This window comes from Pectobacterium aroidearum, assembly GCF_041228105.1.
In the GTDB taxonomy this organism is placed as follows: domain Bacteria; phylum Pseudomonadota; class Gammaproteobacteria; order Enterobacterales; family Enterobacteriaceae; genus Pectobacterium; species Pectobacterium aroidearum.
In genome coordinates this window covers 2674271-2693309 of record NZ_CP166097.1, presented here as the reverse complement: position 1 = coordinate 2693309, position 19039 = coordinate 2674271, and the positions used below count along the sequence as shown (strand labels likewise).

The 19039-nt window shown below is 52.3% G+C and carries 16 protein-coding genes; 10 read left to right on the top strand and 6 right to left on the bottom strand.

Going from position 1 to position 19039, the window contains the following annotated elements; genetic code table 11:
• The first annotated feature begins 11 nt into the window (after window positions 1–11).
• The 5 genes from araH to AB8809_RS12360 all read left to right on the top strand — a co-directional run bounded on the left by araH (window position 12) and on the right by AB8809_RS12360 (window position 5003).
• Complete coding sequence (gene araH / locus AB8809_RS12380; RefSeq protein ID WP_015840265.1) at window positions 12–998, top strand: L-arabinose ABC transporter permease AraH; 987 nt, start codon at window positions 12–14, stop codon at window positions 996–998.
• 62 nt (window positions 999–1060) lie between these two features.
• A complete protein-coding gene (araC, locus tag AB8809_RS12375) occupies window positions 1061–1993 on the top strand; it encodes an arabinose operon transcriptional regulator AraC (protein WP_015840266.1) in 933 nt (310 codons plus the stop codon).
• A 114-nt stretch (window positions 1994–2107) separates the two neighbouring features.
• Window positions 2108–3154 (top strand): oxidoreductase, encoded by a 1047-nt coding sequence (locus AB8809_RS12370; protein ID WP_320702238.1) that lies wholly within the window; start codon window positions 2108–2110, stop codon window positions 3152–3154.
• 151 nt (window positions 3155–3305) lie between these two features.
• Window positions 3306–4298, top strand: coding sequence for a bile acid:sodium symporter family protein (locus AB8809_RS12365; protein ID WP_015840268.1), 993 nt, complete (start codon window positions 3306–3308; stop codon window positions 4296–4298).
• A gap of 240 nt (window positions 4299–4538) precedes the next feature.
• Window positions 4539–5003, top strand: coding sequence for an SgcJ/EcaC family oxidoreductase (locus AB8809_RS12360; RefSeq protein WP_349855955.1), 465 nt, complete (start codon window positions 4539–4541; stop codon window positions 5001–5003).
• 96 nt (window positions 5004–5099) lie between these two features.
• On the opposite strand, the gene add is transcribed toward AB8809_RS12360, so the two are convergent.
• The 4 genes from add to manA all read right to left on the bottom strand — a co-directional run bounded on the left by add (window position 5100) and on the right by manA (window position 10123).
• Window positions 5100–6113: an adenosine deaminase gene (add, locus tag AB8809_RS12355; protein WP_015840270.1), complete on the bottom strand. Its 1014-nt coding sequence runs from the start codon at window positions 6111–6113 to the stop codon at window positions 5100–5102.
• A gap of 120 nt (window positions 6114–6233) precedes the next feature.
• On the bottom strand, window positions 6234–7211 hold the full coding sequence (locus AB8809_RS12350) for a bile acid:sodium symporter (RefSeq protein ID WP_349855949.1): 978 nt from the start codon (window positions 7209–7211) through the stop codon (window positions 6234–6236).
• Between the two features lie 100 nt (window positions 7212–7311).
• Window positions 7312–8862, bottom strand: a complete 1551-nt coding sequence (locus tag AB8809_RS12345; protein WP_349855948.1) for a YdgA family protein — start codon at window positions 8860–8862, stop codon at window positions 7312–7314.
• A gap of 88 nt (window positions 8863–8950) precedes the next feature.
• Complete coding sequence (manA, locus tag AB8809_RS12340; RefSeq protein ID WP_349855947.1) at window positions 8951–10123, bottom strand: mannose-6-phosphate isomerase; 1173 nt, start codon at window positions 10121–10123, stop codon at window positions 8951–8953.
• A 239-nt stretch (window positions 10124–10362) separates the two neighbouring features.
• Between manA and fumC the strand changes: the two genes are divergently transcribed.
• Window positions 10363–11760: a class II fumarate hydratase gene (gene fumC / locus AB8809_RS12335; protein WP_349855946.1), complete on the top strand. Its 1398-nt coding sequence runs from the start codon at window positions 10363–10365 to the stop codon at window positions 11758–11760.
• A gap of 57 nt (window positions 11761–11817) precedes the next feature.
• Here fumC and tus read toward each other — a convergent pair whose 3' ends face one another.
• Window positions 11818–12753 (bottom strand): DNA replication terminus site-binding protein, encoded by a 936-nt coding sequence (gene tus, locus AB8809_RS12330; protein WP_256553323.1) that lies wholly within the window; start codon window positions 12751–12753, stop codon window positions 11818–11820.
• A gap of 170 nt (window positions 12754–12923) precedes the next feature.
• Window positions 12924–14192 (bottom strand): MFS transporter, encoded by a 1269-nt coding sequence (locus AB8809_RS12325; RefSeq protein ID WP_349855945.1) that lies wholly within the window; start codon window positions 14190–14192, stop codon window positions 12924–12926.
• 114 nt (window positions 14193–14306) lie between these two features.
• Between AB8809_RS12325 and AB8809_RS12320 the strand changes: the two genes are divergently transcribed.
• The 4 genes from AB8809_RS12320 (at window position 14307) to AB8809_RS12305 (ending at window position 18991) form a co-directional block, all read left to right on the top strand.
• Window positions 14307–15203 (top strand): LysR family transcriptional regulator, encoded by an 897-nt coding sequence (locus AB8809_RS12320; protein WP_015840277.1) that lies wholly within the window; start codon window positions 14307–14309, stop codon window positions 15201–15203.
• Between the two features lie 181 nt (window positions 15204–15384).
• On the top strand, window positions 15385–16602 hold the full coding sequence (locus AB8809_RS12315) for an ROK family transcriptional regulator (RefSeq protein ID WP_015840278.1): 1218 nt from the start codon (window positions 15385–15387) through the stop codon (window positions 16600–16602).
• A gap of 133 nt (window positions 16603–16735) precedes the next feature.
• The gene (bioD, locus tag AB8809_RS12310; RefSeq protein ID WP_015840279.1) at window positions 16736–17401 is read left to right on the top strand and encodes a dethiobiotin synthase; all 666 of its coding nucleotides are present in this window, start codon (window positions 16736–16738) and stop codon (window positions 17399–17401) included.
• 102 nt (window positions 17402–17503) lie between these two features.
• Entirely contained in the window at window positions 17504–18991 is a 1488-nt protein-coding gene (locus AB8809_RS12305) for an MDR family MFS transporter (protein WP_180776804.1), read from the top strand.
• The last annotated feature ends 48 nt before the right edge of the window (window positions 18992–19039 follow it).

Sequence of the window (19039 nt, the reverse complement as noted above, 5' to 3'; positions counted from 1 at the left end):
GGAGCAAAATAATGTCAACGGTTACGTCTGCAACCTCAGAAAAGAAGACCGGCAGTTCGGGGTTGTCCCGGATTTGGGATAACTACGGCATGCTGGTGGTGTTTGCCGTGCTGTTTCTTGGCTGTGCGATTTTCGTCCCGAATTTCGCGACGTTTATCAATATGAAAGGGCTGGGGCTAGCAATCTCCATGTCCGGTATGGTGGCCTGCGGGATGCTGTTCTGTCTGGCATCTGGCGATTTTGACCTGTCGGTGGCCTCCATCATCGCTTGCGCTGGGGTGGCCACGGCAGTGGTGATCAATATCAGTGAAAGCCTGTGGATCGGTGTCAGTGCCGGGCTGTTGCTGGGCGTGGCGTTCGGTTTGCTCAACGGTTTTGTGATTGCCCGTTTGAAGATCAACGCGTTGATCACCACGCTGGCGACGATGCAGATTGCGCGTGGTCTGGCGTACATCATTTCCGATGGTAAAGCGGTAGGGATTGAAGATGAGCGCTTCTTCGCACTGGGTTATGCCAATTGGCTGGGTTTGCCCGCACCAATCTGGATCACCATCGGCTGCATGATTCTGTTTGGGCTGCTGCTGAACAAAACCACATTTGGCCGCAATACGCTGGCGATTGGGGGCAATGAAGAAGCGGCGCGTCTGGCTGGGGTGCCAGTGGTGCGTACCAAGATCATCATTTTCGCTTTGTCTGGCCTGGTGTCAGCCGCTGCGGGGATCATTTTGGCCTCGCGCATGACCAGCGGCCAGCCGATGACCTCTATCGGGTATGAGTTGATCGTGATTTCTGCCTGTGTGCTGGGTGGTGTGTCGCTGAAAGGTGGGATCGGTAAAATTTCTTACGTGGTGGCCGGCGTACTGATTTTGGGTACGGTGGAAAACGCGATGAACCTGCTGAACATCTCTCCATTTGCCCAGTATGTAGTGCGCGGTCTGATTCTGCTGGCGGCGGTTATCTTCGACCGCTACAAACAGTTGGCGAAGAAAACGGTGTAAATGCCTGTGCGGCAGGTAAGAGCCTGCCGCTTTCTTTCTTATTAGCGTGTACCGGAGGCTCGATGTATCACCGTATGGCGCATGAATCTCAGCCTAATCCGCTGCTGCCGGGATATTCGTTCAACGCTTACCTCGTGGCAGGCCTGACGCCGATTCTGGCAGAAGGACCGCTCGATTTCTTTATCGATCGTCCCGATGGTATGAAAGGCTACATCATTAACCTCACCATGAAAGGACAGGGTCAGGTCTTTGATGGCGATGAGACCTTTTTCTGCAATCCTGGCGATCTGCTGTTGTTCCCGCCGAAATCGAAACATTTTTATGGTCGTTCGCCGAGCAGCGACTGCTGGTATCACCGCTGGGTCTATTTTCGCCCGCGCGCCTACTGGGCGGATTGGTTGGAATGGCATACTAAAAGTAGCGGCATTGGCCGCATGAGCCTGCCAAATAACCAATTGCTGCTGGAGTTCGACAGGCTGTTTGCCAATATCGAGCAGACGCAGCGTTCCGGGCGGCGTTTTTCAGAAGAGTTGGGCATGAATTTGCTGGAGCGCCTGTTGCTTCGGGCGATGGAGGAAGATCCGCAGAGTCCGCAGAAGATTATGGATCCGCGCGTGATAGAAGCCTGCCAGTTCATTACCAGCAATCTGGCTGGGGAGCTGCGTATTGACGAAGTGGCGCGTCACGTTTGTCTGTCGCCGTCGCGGCTGGCGCATCTGTTCCGTGAGCAGGTGGGCATTAATATTCTGCGCTGGCGTGAAGATCAGCGCGTGATTCGCGCCAAACTGTTGTTGCAGACGACGCAGGAGTCTATCGCCAATATTGGCCGCGTGGTGGGGTATGACGATCAGCTTTATTTCTCACGCGTATTCCGTAAGCGAGTCGGCGTTAGCCCCAGTGATTTCCGCCGCCGTAGCAGTGAAATCAATTATCCGGCGGCCAAAACGCTGCCTATGGCGTGGGGAGAGCGAATGCCCAATGTCGTAAGCGGTTAATATTCCGAAACGAGTCAGATTCCCCTGACTATTATCCCTCTCTGCACTCTGGCGGATGACGGGTATATACTGAGTGAGAAATCACAAAGTCAAAATAAGTTAAGGGGAATCGTCATGAGTGAGACCGTTCGTGTTGGGTTGCTGGGCTACGGTTATGCCAGTAAGACATTCCACGCGCCGTTGATTGCAGGTACGGCTGGCATGGAACTGGTCGCGGTATCCAGCAGTAATGCTGAAAAAGTGCATGCGGATTGGGCAAATCTGCGAGTAGAGAAAGACCCTCAGGCGTTGTTTAACGATCCCGATATTGACCTCATTGTTATTCCTACCCCCAATGACACGCACTTCCCGCTGGCAAAACAGGCGCTGGAAGCGGGCAAGCATGTCGTCGTCGACAAACCTTTCACCGTGACGTTGTCACAAGCATACGACTTAGGCGCGATTGCCGAACACGTCGGAAAAGTGCTTTCTGTGTTCCATAACCGCCGCTGGGACAGCGATTTTCTGACGCTGAAACAGCTGCTGTCAGCGGGAACGTTAGGAAATGTGGTGTATATGGAATCGCATTTCGATCGCTTCCGTCCTGAAGTGCGTCAGCGCTGGCGCGAAGATGGCAGCGAAGGCAGTGGGATTTGGTACGATCTGGGGCCGCACTTGCTGGATCAAGCATTAGAGCTGTTTGGTTTGCCGGTCGCGATTCAGGTGGATATGGCGCAACTGAGGCCGGGGAGTAAGGCAACGGATTATTTCCATGCGACGCTGATTTACCCGCAGCGCCGGGTGGTCCTGCACGCCAGTATGCTGGTGGCGGCGGCTTCTGCACGCTATACCGTGCACGGCACGCGTGGCAGTTTCGTCAAATACGGGCTCGATCCACAGGAAGATCGCCTGAAAGCGGGCGAACGTCCACCGTTAGCCGACTGGGGACAGGATAAGCACGATGGTGTGCTGACGTTGTCTCGCGATGGCATAACGGCAGAGCAAACGATCGCCACGATTCCAGGTAACTATCCCGCTTACTATGCGGCGGTGCGCGATGCGCTGCTCGGTAAAGGGGAAAACCCCGTCAGCGTGCATCAGGCGATTCAGGTGATGGAGTTGATCGAGCTGGGACTGCTTTCCCATGAGCAGAAAAAAGCCGTCACGCTGAAAAATAGCTAGATTTACTGCACTTTATTCCAGATAGTTAACGGTTTGTTTATACAGGCGGTCTTAGGATCGCCGTAGACTGCCATTTTGGGCGATCTTCGGATCGCCCGTCTTGTTAGGGTGTTCATCAGATAAATAACAGGCTAGAGGAAAGGTGTCAGGCATGGGGTGGTTACAACGGTTACGCATTGATAAGTTTTTATTGGTTCTGATTCTGGTTGTGCTGACGGCGTCGATTCTTCCAGCTGAAGGCGGCGTGAAGGTCTTCTTTGAGTATCTGACAACGGCGGCGATTGCTCTCCTGTTCTTTATGCATGGCGCAAAGCTCTCGCGTGAAGCGATTACTGCAGGGATGGGACACTGGCGTTTACATCTGGTGGTGTTTGCCAGCACGTTTATTCTGTTCCCGCTGCTGGGCATCGGTATGAGCCTGCTGTCGCCGGTTGTGCTGACGCCAACATTGTATCTTGGTTTTCTCTATCTGTGTGCGCTGCCTGCGACGGTGCAGTCGGCGATTGCGTATACCTCAATGGCTGGCGGTAACGTAGCGGCTGCTATCTGTAGCGCATCGGCATCCAGTATTTTGGGCGTGTTTCTTTCGCCGATTCTGGTTGGTTTGCTGATGCACACGCAGGGCGGAGAAACGGATACGCTGCATGCTATCGGTTCCATTATTATGCAGCTGATGGTGCCTTTCGTGATTGGGCATCTGTCTCGTCCGTTGATTGCTGGCTGGGTCGATCGCCACCGTAAGCTGATTAATATCACTGACCGGTCATCGATTCTTTTAGTGGTGTACGTCGCTTTCAGCGAGGCGGTTGTGCAGGGGATCTGGGGACAAATCAACGGCTGGTCATTGCTCGCCGTCGTCGGCTGTTCGATGGTGCTGTTAGCGATTGTGCTGGTGGTGAATACGCTGGCCGCGCGCAAGCTGGGCTTTAACACCGCCGATGAAATCACTATTGTCTTCTGTGGTTCGAAGAAGAGTCTGGCGAATGGGATCCCGATGGCAAACGTGCTATTTCCTGCCGCAGCGGTAGGGGCGATGGTGTTGCCGCTGATGATTTTCCACCAAATTCAGTTGATGGTGTGTGCGGCTCTGGCTCAGCGTTATGCCAAGCGGCTACACAAGGAACAGAATACGCCTAACCAGTAAGCGGTGATCGTTCTTTCAACATGGTAAACGCCCCCGGTCTTACACAGGCCGGGGGCGTTGTTATTTTCCGCTATCACTTGTAACTACGCGGAAATACAATAAATAATCTATTACAGTGATAGTAACGTATATTTATTACTTTTTCGATCCGTTACGTTATAACGAGTGTGGCTCATCGAGAGACGTTATCGATAGAGCAGGACGCAGTTAACGATAATTATTAGTTGAGATCGAATGAATATGTTAAAAAAAACGGTGTTAACTTTCGCGATGTTAGGGACGTTGGCCTCCGCATCTGTGCAGGCGGCTCAGAGTACCGAGTGTGTGAAAACCAGTAAAAAAGAGATTGCATCGCTATTTGACCGTTGGAATACATCGTTACAAACAGGGGATGCGAAGAAAGTTAATAAAAACTATGCGTCGGATGCCGTTTTGTTGCCGACCCTATCGGGTAAACCGCGTACAACTGACGCGGAGCGCATTGATTACTTCGAGCACTTTCTGGCGAAAAAGCCGGTAGGTAAGATTGATACCAGCACGATCCGTATTGGCTGTAATGACGCTGTCGATACCGGAACATACACGTTCAGGTTTGGTGATGGGAGTGAAGCGAAGGCACGTTACACTTATACCTACATCTGGGACGTGAAGCAGAAACAGTGGCTGATTAGTTCACACCATTCCTCGGCGACCCCGAACGACTGATATCTGTGACTCGTTGGAAACAAAATCATGTCAAACGGCTAACAAAAGTTAGCCGTTTTTTCGTGCGTTTTGACTCAGCGTGACGATACGACGCTATCAGGCTGTGCCGCGTTTACGCAGTACCTTTTCACGCAGTTGCTGCTTTTCCTGCTCGCTGATAAACGCAATGTTCAGGCCGTTTTCCTGTGCTTTACGCGTTTCTACCGCTGTCAGGCCAGCAAGTGGGGCGGCAATCTCATATTCATGGCGGATTTCTATGCCTTGAACCGCTGGATCGTCCGTATTGATGGTGGCGGGGATTTCATAGCGCAGGAAGTGGACGAGCGGATGTTTATCCAGAGATTCCACCGTGCTGGTCTGAATGTTGGAGGTCAGGCAAGATTCAATCCCGATCCCGTTTTCTGCCATATGCGTCATCAGGCGAGGATCGATAATGGCAGTCACACCGTGTCCGATACGCTCGGCACCCAGATGAGTAATCGCCTGCCAGATACTTTCCGGACCGGCTGCTTCACCGGCGTGAACCGTGATGTGCCAGCCGGCATCGCGCGCCTGTCGGAAATGAGAAGTGAATAGCGCACCAGGGTGCCCCAGTTCATCGCCAGCCAGATCGAGTGCGACGATGCGGTCACGCTGGGACAGCAACGCGTCCAGCTCTTGTTGGCACGCCTCGGTGCCGAAGGTGCGGCTCATGATACCAATCAGACGAATGTCGGTATCGAAATCACGGCAGCCGGCGGTAATGCCGTCGATCACCGCTTCCACCACGCCAGCAACCGGAAGCTTATGGTTCATCGCCATATAGTAGGGAGAGAAACGCAGTTCGGCGTAATCCAGCCCGGCTTTCACGGCATCTTCAACGTTCTCGTAAGCGACGCGGCGACAGGCGTCCAGTGAACCGAGCACGGACACGCCCCAGTCGAGTTTTTGTAAAAAACTCACCAGATCAGGTTCATTTTTGGTGACCTGAACGTGAGGGCGAAGCGCCTCAAGATCGCGGGCGGGTAACGTTACATTGTACTGGTGTCCTAGCTCCAGAATACTCTGGGCGCGGATATTGCCATCCAAATGGCGGTGGATATCCGTCAATGGCAGGAGTAAATCGATCATAATATTATTGTCTGATTACTGTTTTTCATACGACAAAGTATAAAAAGAAAACGTGGTAAATAGCCAATTGTTACCGCCGAAACGCGACTCCCTGAGCAATCATTGAGCAAAAACAAACGCCTATCGCTTTTCCTGCCTAGAGTTACAAGCGTCCAGCTTAGGAATAACCCGGATATAAATAAGCTCGCTGAGTAGCTCCACTAACGTTTGGCTGACGATGACCGCAGGAAGTAGCGGTAGCGCACCGGGTATAGCCAGCGCTAATGGCAAGATAACCAGAGAATTACGCGTGCTGGCGCTAAAGGCTACGGCGCGTCCGCCAGTGGAGTCCAACCGGAAAACGCGGCCAGTGAACCAGCCGAGTAGCGGTGCCAGCAGCGCGAAGAGTAGATAAAATGGCACTGCGAGCAACACCGATGCCCAAGTGGCGCGCAGTTGTGGAATCACCGCAGCCACTACGACAAACAGTACCAGCGCGGTAGCCGGAACGGGGAGATAGCCCAATGCATCCGCAAAGGCTGTCATCGTACGTTGGCGTGCTGCCAGCCATTGCAGAATCGCCGCCAGTGCTAAAGGCACGGCAATCAACCAGATAAACGCATCGATAAAAGGCGCGAAGACGATGAGTCCGGCGGCATCATGGCCGAGAAACAGCGTCAGGTAGAAGGGCAAGGCCAACATTTGCAGCAACAGTAAAATAGGCGTTGCGGCCAACAGACGGGCGGCATCGGCACGGCCCAGATGCGCGAATGTTACGACGTAGTCAATACACGGCGCGAGTAACACCAGTATGATGCCCAGCTTGACCAGCGGTTCGGCAGGAAGAAAGGGTAACAGCGCCGCAACGAGCAAGGGGATCACGATGAAGTTGGCAACGAGCAGTGCGCCGATGAATCTGACCTGAGTGAGGCTTTTCCCGATCGTAGTCAGCGGAACTTGCAGAAACGTGACAAACAGCATCAGCGCCAGCGCCGGATTAATCACGACATCCCACTGCTCCGTTCCTGGCAGCATCATGGCCGTTGCTACCGCTGCAATCACGGCAACAAAGTAGATTGCCGCCTGATGAGATTCCAAAAAGGGTTTTAACGCAGACATGGTGTCATCTCGACATCAAACTGAATAAGCGGGCAGAAAAAACGGTGGCTGCAAGTGCGGCCACCGTGTGTTTTAGCACGTAGTCTTACCGTGTACGGGCTTATTGTGCCGGTGGCGTGACGGGTTCTTCCTGTGCGCCAGGCAGTGATTCTTCACCTTGTTCCGTTGGAACGGAGAAATAAGGGGCGATGAAATCGGCCAGTGCTATTTTGTTGCCGTTGAAGTCAATTTGACCTTCGGCATAGTGCAGCGAACTGGTAATCGCGTTGTCTTTGGTGACGCTCAGTTGGTTCATTTGACCGATGTCTGCCATCATCTTCGCTTGTTGCTGCGCCATTTCTGTCGCCTGTTTTTGCTCTTCATCGTTAGCTGGTTTTGGTCCTGCCTGTACCATTAATTCTGTCAGCATATCCAAAGGCACATTGAGCTTGGCATCAAGTTTTTTGACGGACTGACGAATGATTTTTTCTTCGTCAGATACCGCTGATTCAGCGGCTTTATCCGTGCTTTGCAAGGGATCGGTTAAATCCAGCGCCAGTGTGAACGTTCCTTCACCTTTGCTGTTTTTCCAACTGATCGGGGAGATAGCAATGTTCGGATTGCCTTTCAACAGCTGCGGCAGGTATTGCAGAACAGACATGACAACTTCGTGCTGATACGTGTCGGGATCCATGGCGGCCGGATCCTGCAACAGCTTCTGCACTTTTTCCTGATAGGCGGTGAGGAATTGCTTGGTGCCCGCGCCATCAAGCTGTGAGATAGACATGTTTACGTTACCCGACCCCAGATTGCGGTCGCCGATGATTAACGAGCCTAGTGTCACAGCCATGCTGCCCGCCAGATTTTTGTCATCTTCCGTTGCGCTACTTTTTAAAGAAAAATCGTTCAACGTAACGGGTTCGCCACCTTCTACGGTAAACGTCATCGCTTTAAGAGACAGTGCGCCATCGCCTAAATCAAGATCGAATTTGCCTTTTTGATTGGTTCCTTTGATGGAGAAATCGGTGACATCCACATTCTCTGTCTGGCCCCAGGCATTTTTCCTTTCCATCTTCACGCTGCTGATGGTGGTATCCAGCTTGCTGCTACGCAAATCGTGCCCGATATCCAGTAGCGCTTCCGCACCGCTGAAAGAAAACTTTTGTTCTGGTGACTGATGGTCGATAGGAGCCAACGTAATGAGTGACTGAGTATCCCCGCTGTAGGCGACGCGAGTTTCGGACGTAAAGAACGGTTTATCTTTAGTCAAATCAAACCATGCTTTGACGGCCGGCGTGTTGGCTAACTCGGTATGGACAGAGGCCATTGCCGGAATGAGGTTGAATTTCTTGAGCTGTGCCAGCGGGAACGGTCCGTGAGACACGGTTTCGTTGAAAACGAGTTCTTCACCGGGCACCAGGAACTGTGCGCCTTTTGCCGTGCCGTCTGCCTGCAAAACATAGGCCAGAGTACTAGTGAATACGCCGCCCTGATAGTCGCGATAGACTACTTTCAATCCGGCGTTCGGGTAGTTTTGCTTGAGTTTAGTATTCAGCATATCGGTAAAACCATCAATCTGCTGAGCTACCTGCTTGCCGGTGTACCAGGATGCGCCGGTCCAGACGGCACCCAGAGCAACAATAACGCCTACGGCGACTAACGACTTTTTCATTTTTATTCATCCTTTAGTAAAAAAATGCGCGTTTTCAACGCGAAACGCTGGCAGCTTACCCATAGGTAACCGCCGCGTATAGAACAAGTTATCGGTTAAATACGCGAGCGAGACGCCCCTGTCCCTCAACCGTTATCGGTGACTCACTGGCGGAAATAAAGCAGGATTCTCCCGGACGTAGCGAGAGTTGCTGCTCATTTTTTTGCAGGACGGCGTGGCCGTCAACACAAAATACAATCGCGGCACTGTTCTGGCTGAGCGTTTGCGGGCTCTGCGTCAGTTCGTGCAGCGAAAAAGCAAAATCCTCAACAGGGATCGGGAAGCTGAATTCATGGCCTTGGCGGAGTGGCGTCGTCAGCAATTGGTTGGCGGGTTTGGCCTCAAACACGACATTATCCAGCAGTTCTGGAATATCAATGTATTTCGGCGTTAGCCCAGCGCGTAGCACGTTATCCGAGTTTGCCATGACTTCTAATGCCACGCCTTTCAGATAGGCATGTGGCGTTTGAGCAAACAGGAACATGGCTTCGCCAGGCTGAAGCGTGATGACGTTTAGCAACAGCGGGGAGAATAACCCGCTGTCATCGGAATAGTATTGGGTAATCGCGCGAATGGTCGCCCAGGGTTCGTCATTCTGGCTGTTTAGCGCAGCCTTCAACACGCCGAGCGCCCGCGATTTTTGCTCACCTTCCATGCTTAGCAGATTGGTGAACAGCATGGCGAGGTTCTTCGCGTCGGGCTGTTGTAAAAATGCAGTGATTGACGGATGTGCGCTGGCAACTGGCTCCAGCAAGCGTACAATTTCAGATAATTCTCGGAACCCGTTCATCGCTTGAAAAGGCGTTAATGCATAGACCAGTTCCGGTTTGTGATTGGCATCTTTGTAGTTTCTTTCGGCCGCATCTAACGGGGTACCTGCTGCATTTTCTTTCGCAAACCCTTGTTCTGCTGATGTTTTACTTGGGTGAACTTGAATTGAAAGCGGCTGTTCCGCGCACAAAACCTTAAACAAAAAGGGCAGTTCGCCGAAACGTTGTGCAATCGTTGCACCAAGATGCGTCGTTGCGTCTTCGGCAATCACGTCCCGCAGGTTACGGGTGTTGCCTTTTTCATCAATAATCGCAGAGCTACTTTTAGGATGGGCGCCCATCCACAGTTCTGCCATCGGTAAATTATTAGGGTTATCAATGCCGTATAGCTCAGTTAAAGCGTTTTTGCTGCCCCAGGCGTAGTGCTGGATACAGTTAAGCATTTTTTGCATGTCGGCTTCCTGCTATTACATTAATTGTTAATTTCTGTGATGCTGACTGTTAATTACCTGAGTGATTATGAATACACTGCATCTTCTTCGCTTCATGGTAATGTTTTATGTAGCGTGATACCAGACAGTGTTAGTAGACCAATAAGTGTTATCAGGCCAGTGAGTGTTATCAGAATAGGCCCAGCGATGTGATCCAATGTCTTCTACTAGTTGAATGTGTTTTTTAAGGAGGAAAGGTAATGAGCACGACGCGTAGTGAAAAAGACTCAATGGGACCGATTGATGTTCCTGCTGAACGTTTGTGGGGCGCACAAACGCAGCGCTCGCTGGAACACTTCCGTATTTCTGAAGAGAAAATGCCACGTGCGCTGATTTATGCGCTGGCGCAAACCAAGCGTGCGGCGGCCCGCGTCAACATGGATCTCACGCTTCTGCCTGCCGAACGGGGAAATGCGATTATTCAGGCGGCGGACGAAGTGTTGGCAGGCAAGCATGCCGGGGAATTCCCGTTAGCGATTTGGCAGACGGGGTCGGGCACGCAAAGCAATATGAATATGAACGAGGTGTTGGCTAACCGCGCCAGTGAACTGCTGGGAGGAGAGCGGGGCAACAATCGACTGGTGCATCCCAATGATGATGTCAACAAAAGTCAGAGTTCTAACGACGTATTCCCCACGGCGATGCATGTCGCGGCCGTGGTCGCGCTCAACGAACATCTGATTCCTGAATTGGAGGCGCTGCACGCCACGCTGGCGTCGAAGGCTGAGCAGTTTAAGGATATCGTCAAGATTGGCCGTACGCATTTACAGGATGCGACGCCGCTGACGCTGGGGCAGGAAATCTCCGGCTGGGCCGCGATGTTGCAACATAACCTGAAACATATCGAAAATAGCGTGCCGCACATTTGCGAGCTGGCGCTGGGCGGTACTGCCGTCGGTACGGGGCTCAACACGCACCCGGAATATGCGGTGCGTGTGGCGGCGGAACTGGCGAAACTCACCGGTCAGCCGTTTGTGACGTCACCGAATAAATTCGAAGCGCTGGCGACCTGCGATGCGTTGGTTCACGGGCACGGAGCCTTGAAGGGGCTTGCTGCTTCGTTGATGAAGATTGCCAACGATGTTCGCTGGCTGGCTTCTGGCCCGCGCTGTGGTATCGGCGAACTGAGTATTCCTGAAAACGAGCCAGGCAGTTCCATCATGCCTGGCAAGGTCAATCCAACCCAGTGTGAAGCGCTGACGATGCTGTGTTGTCAGGTGATGGGCAATGACGTTGCGGTGAATATCGGTGGGGCATCCGGCAATTTTGAGCTGAACGTGTATCGCCCTATGGTGATTCATAACTTCCTGCAATCGATCCGCCTGCTGGCTGATGGCATGAAGAGCTTTGATGAGCACTGTGCGGTAGGTATCGAACCGAATCGCGATCGCATCAATCAGTTGTTGAACGAATCGTTAATGCTGGTAACCGCGCTGAATACGCACATTGGCTATGACAAAGCGGCAGAAATTGCCAAAAAAGCGCACAAAGAAGGGCTGACGCTGAAGGCCGCTGCGCTCAAACTGAACTACCTAACCGAAGCGCAGTTTGATGAGTGGGTCCGGCCGGAAGATATGGTCGGCAGCCTGAAAAAGTAATGTAGTTCGCGCGTTATCCTGTAGCCTGCTGGTGTGGATCAGCAGGCTTTTTCTTTTTCATTCCGGCGCATCGGTATACAGATGCAAACGCGGAATGAGCAGACGAAGTTCGGCCGCTTTGGGTTTGTGCTTATGTTTGATGTTGTTGGCGTCATAAGGATTGAGCTCGCCGATAATTGGTACGTCGCCACCGGACTCCTGCTGGCAAAGCACAAGCAGAGGGGACGGGCAGGGATGCTGAACCTGCTTCTGCTGTTCGGGATACCACACGCGAGCGATGGGCTGCACTTTGACCGGCCGTTTGATCTTCAAGACGGCGTCTTCCGGCAGCGGCAATACCGCGTCAATCTCCTGCTCGATATGCTCAATCCACTGCGCTTTGGTGTATGGCGCTGTATGTTTTGCTGCATTCCGACTTTTTGTCAGTTGTTCCAGCAGTTCCCCACGTGTCATATTTTTGATGACGTGCTTATTCGCCCAGCCAAAACGGACTGAAGCAGGGTTCGTTAGGAGCGTCAACGAACGGTAAGCACTCAGCGTAATTAAGCCTTTCAAATGCGTGTGGACGAACTCAAAGCGCTGTTCCGGCTCCAGACCAGACTCGACGGTGATGATCTGCTCCAGCTCTTTTTTCAGCGCGTTGATTTCTGTGATAAGCGATTGTGCCTGCTGATATTGTGTGGCGTTGACGGCAAAACAGAGTGCGCCTGGTAAGCGAATCGCGCTTTTACTGCTGAGCGTTTCTGGATAGTGGTGAATGAACAAACGCTGAAAGTGCGCTAACCCTTTATCACGCGCGTCTTGCCCGACGTACTGTGTTACGGCGATATGCTCGATAGGATCGTGCTCCGTTCCTTTTTCCACAGGGGGAAGGGAATAGACGCGACCTGCCAGCAGTCGATAGTCGGCAAACTGTTGTTGCATTACGGCAAGTTTCTTTTCTAACGTTTGGAAACAGCGGTTCATGCGATCGATTAGCGTGTAGCGATTCATCAATAAACTCATTTTAGTTACAACATACTTATATTTATACTAACAAACATACACATCAGCAACTGTGGAGACCATCATTTTTAGCAGGGTTGGTGGGGCTATATAAGGGAAGTGAGCAGGAGCAGTCCGGAGTTTACCCAGATTCGGGTAAACTCCAGTAAGAAAGGTGTTTAAAGCCGTTTTTTGAGTATCAGGCTGACTCCCAGCGCGAGCAGTAAGAGTGCGCTCAGAAATACGGTGATGCCCGTCCAGCCAAATGAATGCCAGAAGAATCCCCCGAGCGTACCAGCCAGACTCGAGCCAAGATAGTAAGAAAAGAGATACATGGATGACGCCTGACCTTTCGCGCGCCGTGCCCGTTGGCCAATCCAACTGCTTGCCACCGAGTGTGCAGCGAAGAAGCCAGCGGTAAAGAGCATCATCCCACCAAAGATAGCAAATACCGGCGTCAGTGCCGTTATTCCCAGACCTGTCAGCATCAGGAGGATAGAAATGCTGAGTACGGGGCCGCGTCCGTAGCGAGCCGTTAATGCTCCGGCTTTTGGCGAGCTGTAACTTCCGGTGAGATAAACCACGGAAAGTAAGCCAACTACCGCCTGACTGAGTAAATACGGTGGGGCTAACAGCCGATACCCAATGTAATTAAACAGAGTAACGAACGCGCCCATCAGTAAAAATCCCTGAAGGAACAGCAGCGGTAATCCCGCATCGCGCCAGTGTAATTTGCTATTCAGCAGCAGCGTTTTCGGTCGTAGCGATCCGGGGCGGAAATGGCGGGATTCGGGCAGAATACGCCAGAATGTTATCGCCGCAATGAGTGCCAGTACGCCGATCGTGCCGATGGCAACCCGCCACGGGAAATAGTCCGTCAAGACGCCGCTCACCAGACGTCCGCTCATACCGCCAATCGAGTTGCCGCTGATATATAACCCCATCGAGAACGCCAGCACGCTGGGATGAATTTCTTCACTCAGGTAGCTCATGGCGACCGCCGCGACGCCGCTTAGCGACAGGCCAATCATCGCCCGCATGGTCAATATACCGTTCCAACTGGTCATAAATGCGCAAATCACGGTACAGAGCGCGGCCAGCATTAAAGAGACGACCATGACATTCTTACGACCGATGGTGTCGGAGAGCGGGCCGGTGAACAGTAGCCCAAACGCCAGCATTACCGTCGATACGGAAAGCGACAAGCTACTGGTAGCCGGCGAAATACCGAAATCCTGAGAGAGCACAGGCAGCAAGGGCTGTACACAATACAGCAGCGCAAACGTCGCTAATCCGGCTGAAAACAGCGCCAGCGTGACGCGCATAAATTGTGGCGTACCACGAGCAATATAAGGCGTTTTTCCCGAAGTTCTCAGGGTAATATCATCCGCATCGTCGGCCGTAGAAAGGGGCCAGTCGTTCGGTGCAGAAGATGGCAGGTTACTCACAATAATTCCTTACCGGAAAAGGTAAATCAGGCGTAAAACAACAGTAGGACGATCATAGAAGAGTGATATTATTTTGTATAATATATTAATAATTATGATTGATACGTTTAAAGTATGAGTATCGAACTACGTCACCTTCGCTATTTTATTGCGGTCGCTGAAGAGCTGCATTTTGGTCGAGCCGCAGAAAGATTACGCATTTCACAGCCGCCACTGAGCCAGCAGATTCAAATTCTGGAGGAGCAGGTGGGAGCGAAACTGCTGGCGCGCAATAACCGTAATGTCCAGCTTACTCCGGCGGGCGAGATGTTCCTGAAAGAAGCCTGGTCGATTATCAGCCAGGTTGATCAAGCGGCTGAGCGAGCGTCCCGCATTCAACGCGGCGAAATTGGGGAATTAACGATTGGTTTTACCTCGTCCGCGCCGTTTATCAAAAAGATCTCCAGCAGCCTGCTGCGCTTTCGTCAAACGTACCCGGAAGTGCATATTCAGATGATGGAGCTCAACACCAAGCAGCAAATTGAACCGCTGCTGAACGGTAAGCTCGATATCGGCATTATGCGCAATAACCCGCTGCCGGACGCGCTGGATCATCAGTTGTTATTACGTGAACCGCTGATTGCCGTCGTGCAGGAATCCCATCCCTTAGCTCAGCAGGCCGCTGGGCGGGCAATCAATATCACACAGTTGGCGAATGAACCGTTCGTTTTCTTCTCTCGTGCGGTGGGAACCGCACTGTATGACGACACGCTGACGCTGCTGAAACGCTATGGCATCAGCCCCTACATTACGCAAGAAGTGGGTGAGGCGATGACTATCGTCGGGCTGGTGTCGGCGGGGTTAGGCGTATCCATTTTGCCGGCATCGTTTTTGCGTATTCGGGTCGATGGCGTGAAATATTTGCTGCTGGAAGAAGAGGACGCCACAACGGAAGTCTGGCTGGTTACCGCGCGGCATCATCCGCAAAGCGCGGCGGCGAAAATGTTAATGTCGCTGATGTTGGGCGGATAATCGTTAAAATATGCGGGCTAAATCACATAACGAATCAAATATTTGACGAGTTTAGTGAAAAGCCCCACCATACCCGCAGTTTTTTTATTTTGCAGCGTGAAAAATAGTCATACCGCAATAATAAAGATAAATTTTTCAACAGCAGTGCCAGATATAACGCGAATGAGTAGGAGCCAGGTTTGTGATATCCGACGGTCAACCAGGACACATCGATCAAATCAAACAAATGAATGCCGGCGCGGTGTATCGGCTGATCGATAAGTACGGCCCGATATCACGTATCGAACTGTCCAAACGCGCTCAGCTCGCGCCCGCCAGTATTACCAAAATCGTCCGCGAACTGCTGGAAGCCCATCTGGTGCAGGAAACCGAATACCAGGATGTGGGTAGCAGGGGACGTCCTGCTATCGGGCTGATCCTGGATACCGAAGCCTGGCACTATCTTTCCGCCCGCATCAGCCACAATAGTATTTCCTTGGCGTTGCGCGATCTCAGCAGCAAGCTGGTTGTAGAAGAAGATATCCCGCTTCCCGCAGAAGCGCCGCAACCGCTGCTTGATCGTATTCTGAATGAAATCGACCAGTTTTTTATTCGTCACCAGAAACGACTGGAGCGATTAACCGCAATCGCGATTACCGCGCCGGGCATGATTGACGCCAACAAGGGCGTTATTCACCGCATGCCGTTCTATGACGTTGAGGAAATGGCGATTGGCCCGGCGCTGGAACAGCGTACGGGGCTACCCGTGTATTTGCAGCACGATATTTGTGCCTGGACGATGGCTGAAGCGTTATACGGCGCGGCGCGCGATTGTCAAAATGTCATTCAGGTGGTAATCGACCATAACGTCGGCGCGGGCGTGATTACTGGCGGACGCATCCTGCACGCGAGAAGCCGAAATCTGGTTGAAATCGGGCATACGCAGGTCGATCCCTATGGTAAACGTTGCTATTGCGGCAATCACGGCTGTTTGGAAACGGTCGCCAGCACGGAAAATATGCTGGAGTTAGCGCAGCAGCGCATGAATACATCCATGAGTTCGCTCCTGCATGGTTCACCACTTAACGTTGAGAACCTGTGTGATGCGGCGCTCAAAGGCGATCAATTAGCCAAAGATATCATCAACGATGTCGGCAATAACGTAGGCCGAATTGTTGCCATCATGGTGAATCTCTTCAACCCCGATAAAATTCTGGTGGGTTCCCCCCTGAATAAAGCGGCCAGCATTTTGCACCCCGCCATTTTAGGCTGCATTCAACAGCAGTCATTCCCGCCCTATAGCCATAACATTCAGGTAGAAGCGACCCAGTTCTACAATCAGGGGACAATGCCCGGTGCGGCATTGGTAAAAGACGCTCTCTATAACGGATCGCTGCTGGTTAAACTACTTCAGGGATAACCAGAAAGGCGTAGAGCAACAAAACATTGCGCTAACGCAAACCGCCCGAATGAGGCATAGCCTAGACTTTCACGCTTGGAAAGCATTTTAGCTGTGCTTGTTTTTTGGTATTCAGGTGGTCTGGAGTTATCCCATGTTGAAACGTATTTTTGTCACTGGTACTGATACCGCCGTTGGCAAAACAGTGGTATCCAAGGCGCTACTGCAAAAACTAGCGCTGGCAGGCAAATCGGTTGCGGGCTACAAACCGATAGCGAAAGGGTGCGAAGAGACGGAAGCGGGCCTGCGTAATAAAGATGCACTGCTGCTACAGGCGGCTTCCACACTGGAATTGCCCTATAACATGGTTAACCCCATCGCTCTGCGAGAGGATGAAATCAGCGCCAGTGAAGGAACGATTGATTACTGCACGATGACGCAGGGTTTGCGCCACATGAGCGAGGCGGCGGATATCGTGGTGGTCGAAGGCACGGGCGGATGGCGAACTGTCATGAACGATCTGCGTCCGTATTCCGAATGGGTCGTACAGGAACAACTGCCCGTTGTGCTGGTTGTTGGCATCAAACTGGGCTGTATCAGCCATGCGTTGCTGACGGCGCAGGCAATCATCAACGATGGTTTGCCGCTGGTTGGCTGGGTTGCTAACCGTATTAACCCCGGTCTGGCGAATTACGCCGAAATCATTCACGTTCTGCGGAAAAAAATTCCGGCACCGCAACTGGGCGAGCTGCCTTACTTACCGCGTGCCGAACAGCGGGATCTCTCGCCTTATATCGATCTTTCTGCCGTCAGTAATTAATTTCTGTCGTCTTCTATTCCCGCTGCTCTGCGGGAATAAATTTTCTCCGCCACGCCACCTGTTATACTCACAGGCAGTTTTTCTTCTTATCCTGAAAATATAATGAAAACAGAGAATAACCAGAAACAAACGCCTGTTCCGCATCGCCACTGGATTTTGATTGCCTGTATGCTGGCCATGTTTACGGCGGCGATTGAAGTGACGATTGTCGCCACGGCGCTGCCCACCATCATCGCGGATTTAGGCGGATTCTCCCTATTAGGATGGGTTTTTGCGGGTTATTTGCTGACACAATCAATCAGCATTCCGATTTATGGCCGCCTTGCCGATCTCTATGGCCGCAAAAAGATTTTCTTCTTCGGCATGATGGTATTCCTGCTGGGATCGGTTCTGTGCGGATTTTCGACACAGATGGGCTGGCTGATTGTCTTCCGTACCTTGCAAGGGTTGGGCGCAGGCGCGATAACCCCGATTGCATTCACCATTGTTGCCGATGTATACAGCTCGACCGAACGCCCGAAAATACAGGGTTATCTATCCAGCGTGTGGGGTGTTTCCGCGATTATCGGCCCGCTGTTGGGCGCGTTTATCGTCCAACACTTCAACTGGGCACTGGTTTTCTGGGTCAATGTGCCGATTGGGCTATTTTCCATCTTCCTGCTGGCTCGTTACCTGCCGACGATCAACGCCGTGCGCCAGCACCAGTTGGACTGGGTGGGGGCGTTCTATCTGGTTGTGTCCGTCGCCAGCCTGCTGATGGCACTGCTACAGGCTGAGGTGTTTGGCTACTGGGTAATCCCGCTGCTTGCGATTTCTGCGGTGGGCTGCATCCTGCTGGTTCGACAGGAAAAACGTACGGCTGAGCCGCTGTTCCCGCTGGCACTCTGGCGCAATCGGGTCATTATCGCCGGTAATCTCGGGGGATTAGTCGTCGGGGCTGCGATGATGGGCGTGAGCGCTTTTCTGCCGACGTTTATTCAGGGTGTGATGGGTAAAACGCCGCTGGAAGCAGGCAGTATATTGGCGATGATGTCGATTGGCTGGCCGCTGGCCAGTACGCTGAGCGGACGCTTAATGCTGTGGACGTCTTATCGCTTTACGGCAATGCTCGGCGGTATCGTGCTGATTATCGGCAGTCTGACGCTGTTAACCGTTCAACCAGACAGCAATCTCATGTGGGCGAGGCTAGCGGCATTTCTGATCGGTTCGGGAATGGGGCTGAGCAGCACCACGTTTCTGGTATCGATACAAAACTCGGTGGATTACTCTATCCGCGGCATTGCGACGGCTTCCGCCATGTTTACCCGCATGCTGGGTTCCGCGTTGGGAACCGCAATTCTTGGCGCCACGCTGAACATCAATCTACACTGGCGATTGCCGGACGTGAGCGATCCACTCCAGACGCTCATGGATCCGGCCAAGCGTATCCTACTGAGCGTAAACCAGCTCGATACACTGGCCTCGCAAGTCGCCTCGTCAATTCACGGCGTATTTATCGTTTCCGCACTCATCGCTGCTATCACACTGCTTTCCGCCAGAATGATTCCCGCAAGCCAGCGCCCAGGGCAGGTTGAAACCAGAGAGAAATGACGGCAAAAGAAAAGGCGCGAAAGCGCCTTTTGAACATTTATTTTGAAC

Excerpts from the sequence above, each read along its gene's own strand:
- araH (WP_015840265.1), top strand. The coding sequence starts at position 12 with ATGTCAACGGTTACGTCTGCAACCTCAGAAAAGAAGACCGGCAGTTCG.
- araC (WP_015840266.1), top strand. The coding sequence starts at position 1,061 with ATGTATCACCGTATGGCGCATGAATCTCAGCCTAATCCGCTGCTGCCG.
- AB8809_RS12370 (WP_320702238.1), top strand. The coding sequence starts at position 2,108 with ATGAGTGAGACCGTTCGTGTTGGGTTGCTGGGCTACGGTTATGCCAGT.
- AB8809_RS12365 (WP_015840268.1), top strand. The coding sequence starts at position 3,306 with ATGGGGTGGTTACAACGGTTACGCATTGATAAGTTTTTATTGGTTCTG.
- AB8809_RS12360 (WP_349855955.1), top strand. The coding sequence starts at position 4,539 with ATGTTAAAAAAAACGGTGTTAACTTTCGCGATGTTAGGGACGTTGGCC.
- add (WP_015840270.1), bottom strand. The coding sequence starts at position 6,113 with ATGATCGATTTACTCCTGCCATTGACGGATATCCACCGCCATTTGGAT.
- AB8809_RS12350 (WP_349855949.1), bottom strand. The coding sequence starts at position 7,211 with ATGTCTGCGTTAAAACCCTTTTTGGAATCTCATCAGGCGGCAATCTAC.
- AB8809_RS12345 (WP_349855948.1), bottom strand. The coding sequence starts at position 8,862 with ATGAAAAAGTCGTTAGTCGCCGTAGGCGTTATTGTTGCTCTGGGTGCC.
- manA (WP_349855947.1), bottom strand. The coding sequence starts at position 10,123 with ATGCAAAAAATGCTTAACTGTATCCAGCACTACGCCTGGGGCAGCAAA.
- fumC (WP_349855946.1), top strand. The coding sequence starts at position 10,363 with ATGAGCACGACGCGTAGTGAAAAAGACTCAATGGGACCGATTGATGTT.
- tus (WP_256553323.1), bottom strand. The coding sequence starts at position 12,753 with ATGAATCGCTACACGCTAATCGATCGCATGAACCGCTGTTTCCAAACG.
- AB8809_RS12320 (WP_015840277.1), top strand. The coding sequence starts at position 14,307 with ATGAGTATCGAACTACGTCACCTTCGCTATTTTATTGCGGTCGCTGAA.
- bioD (WP_015840279.1), top strand. The coding sequence starts at position 16,736 with ATGTTGAAACGTATTTTTGTCACTGGTACTGATACCGCCGTTGGCAAA.
- AB8809_RS12305 (WP_180776804.1), top strand. The coding sequence starts at position 17,504 with ATGAAAACAGAGAATAACCAGAAACAAACGCCTGTTCCGCATCGCCAC.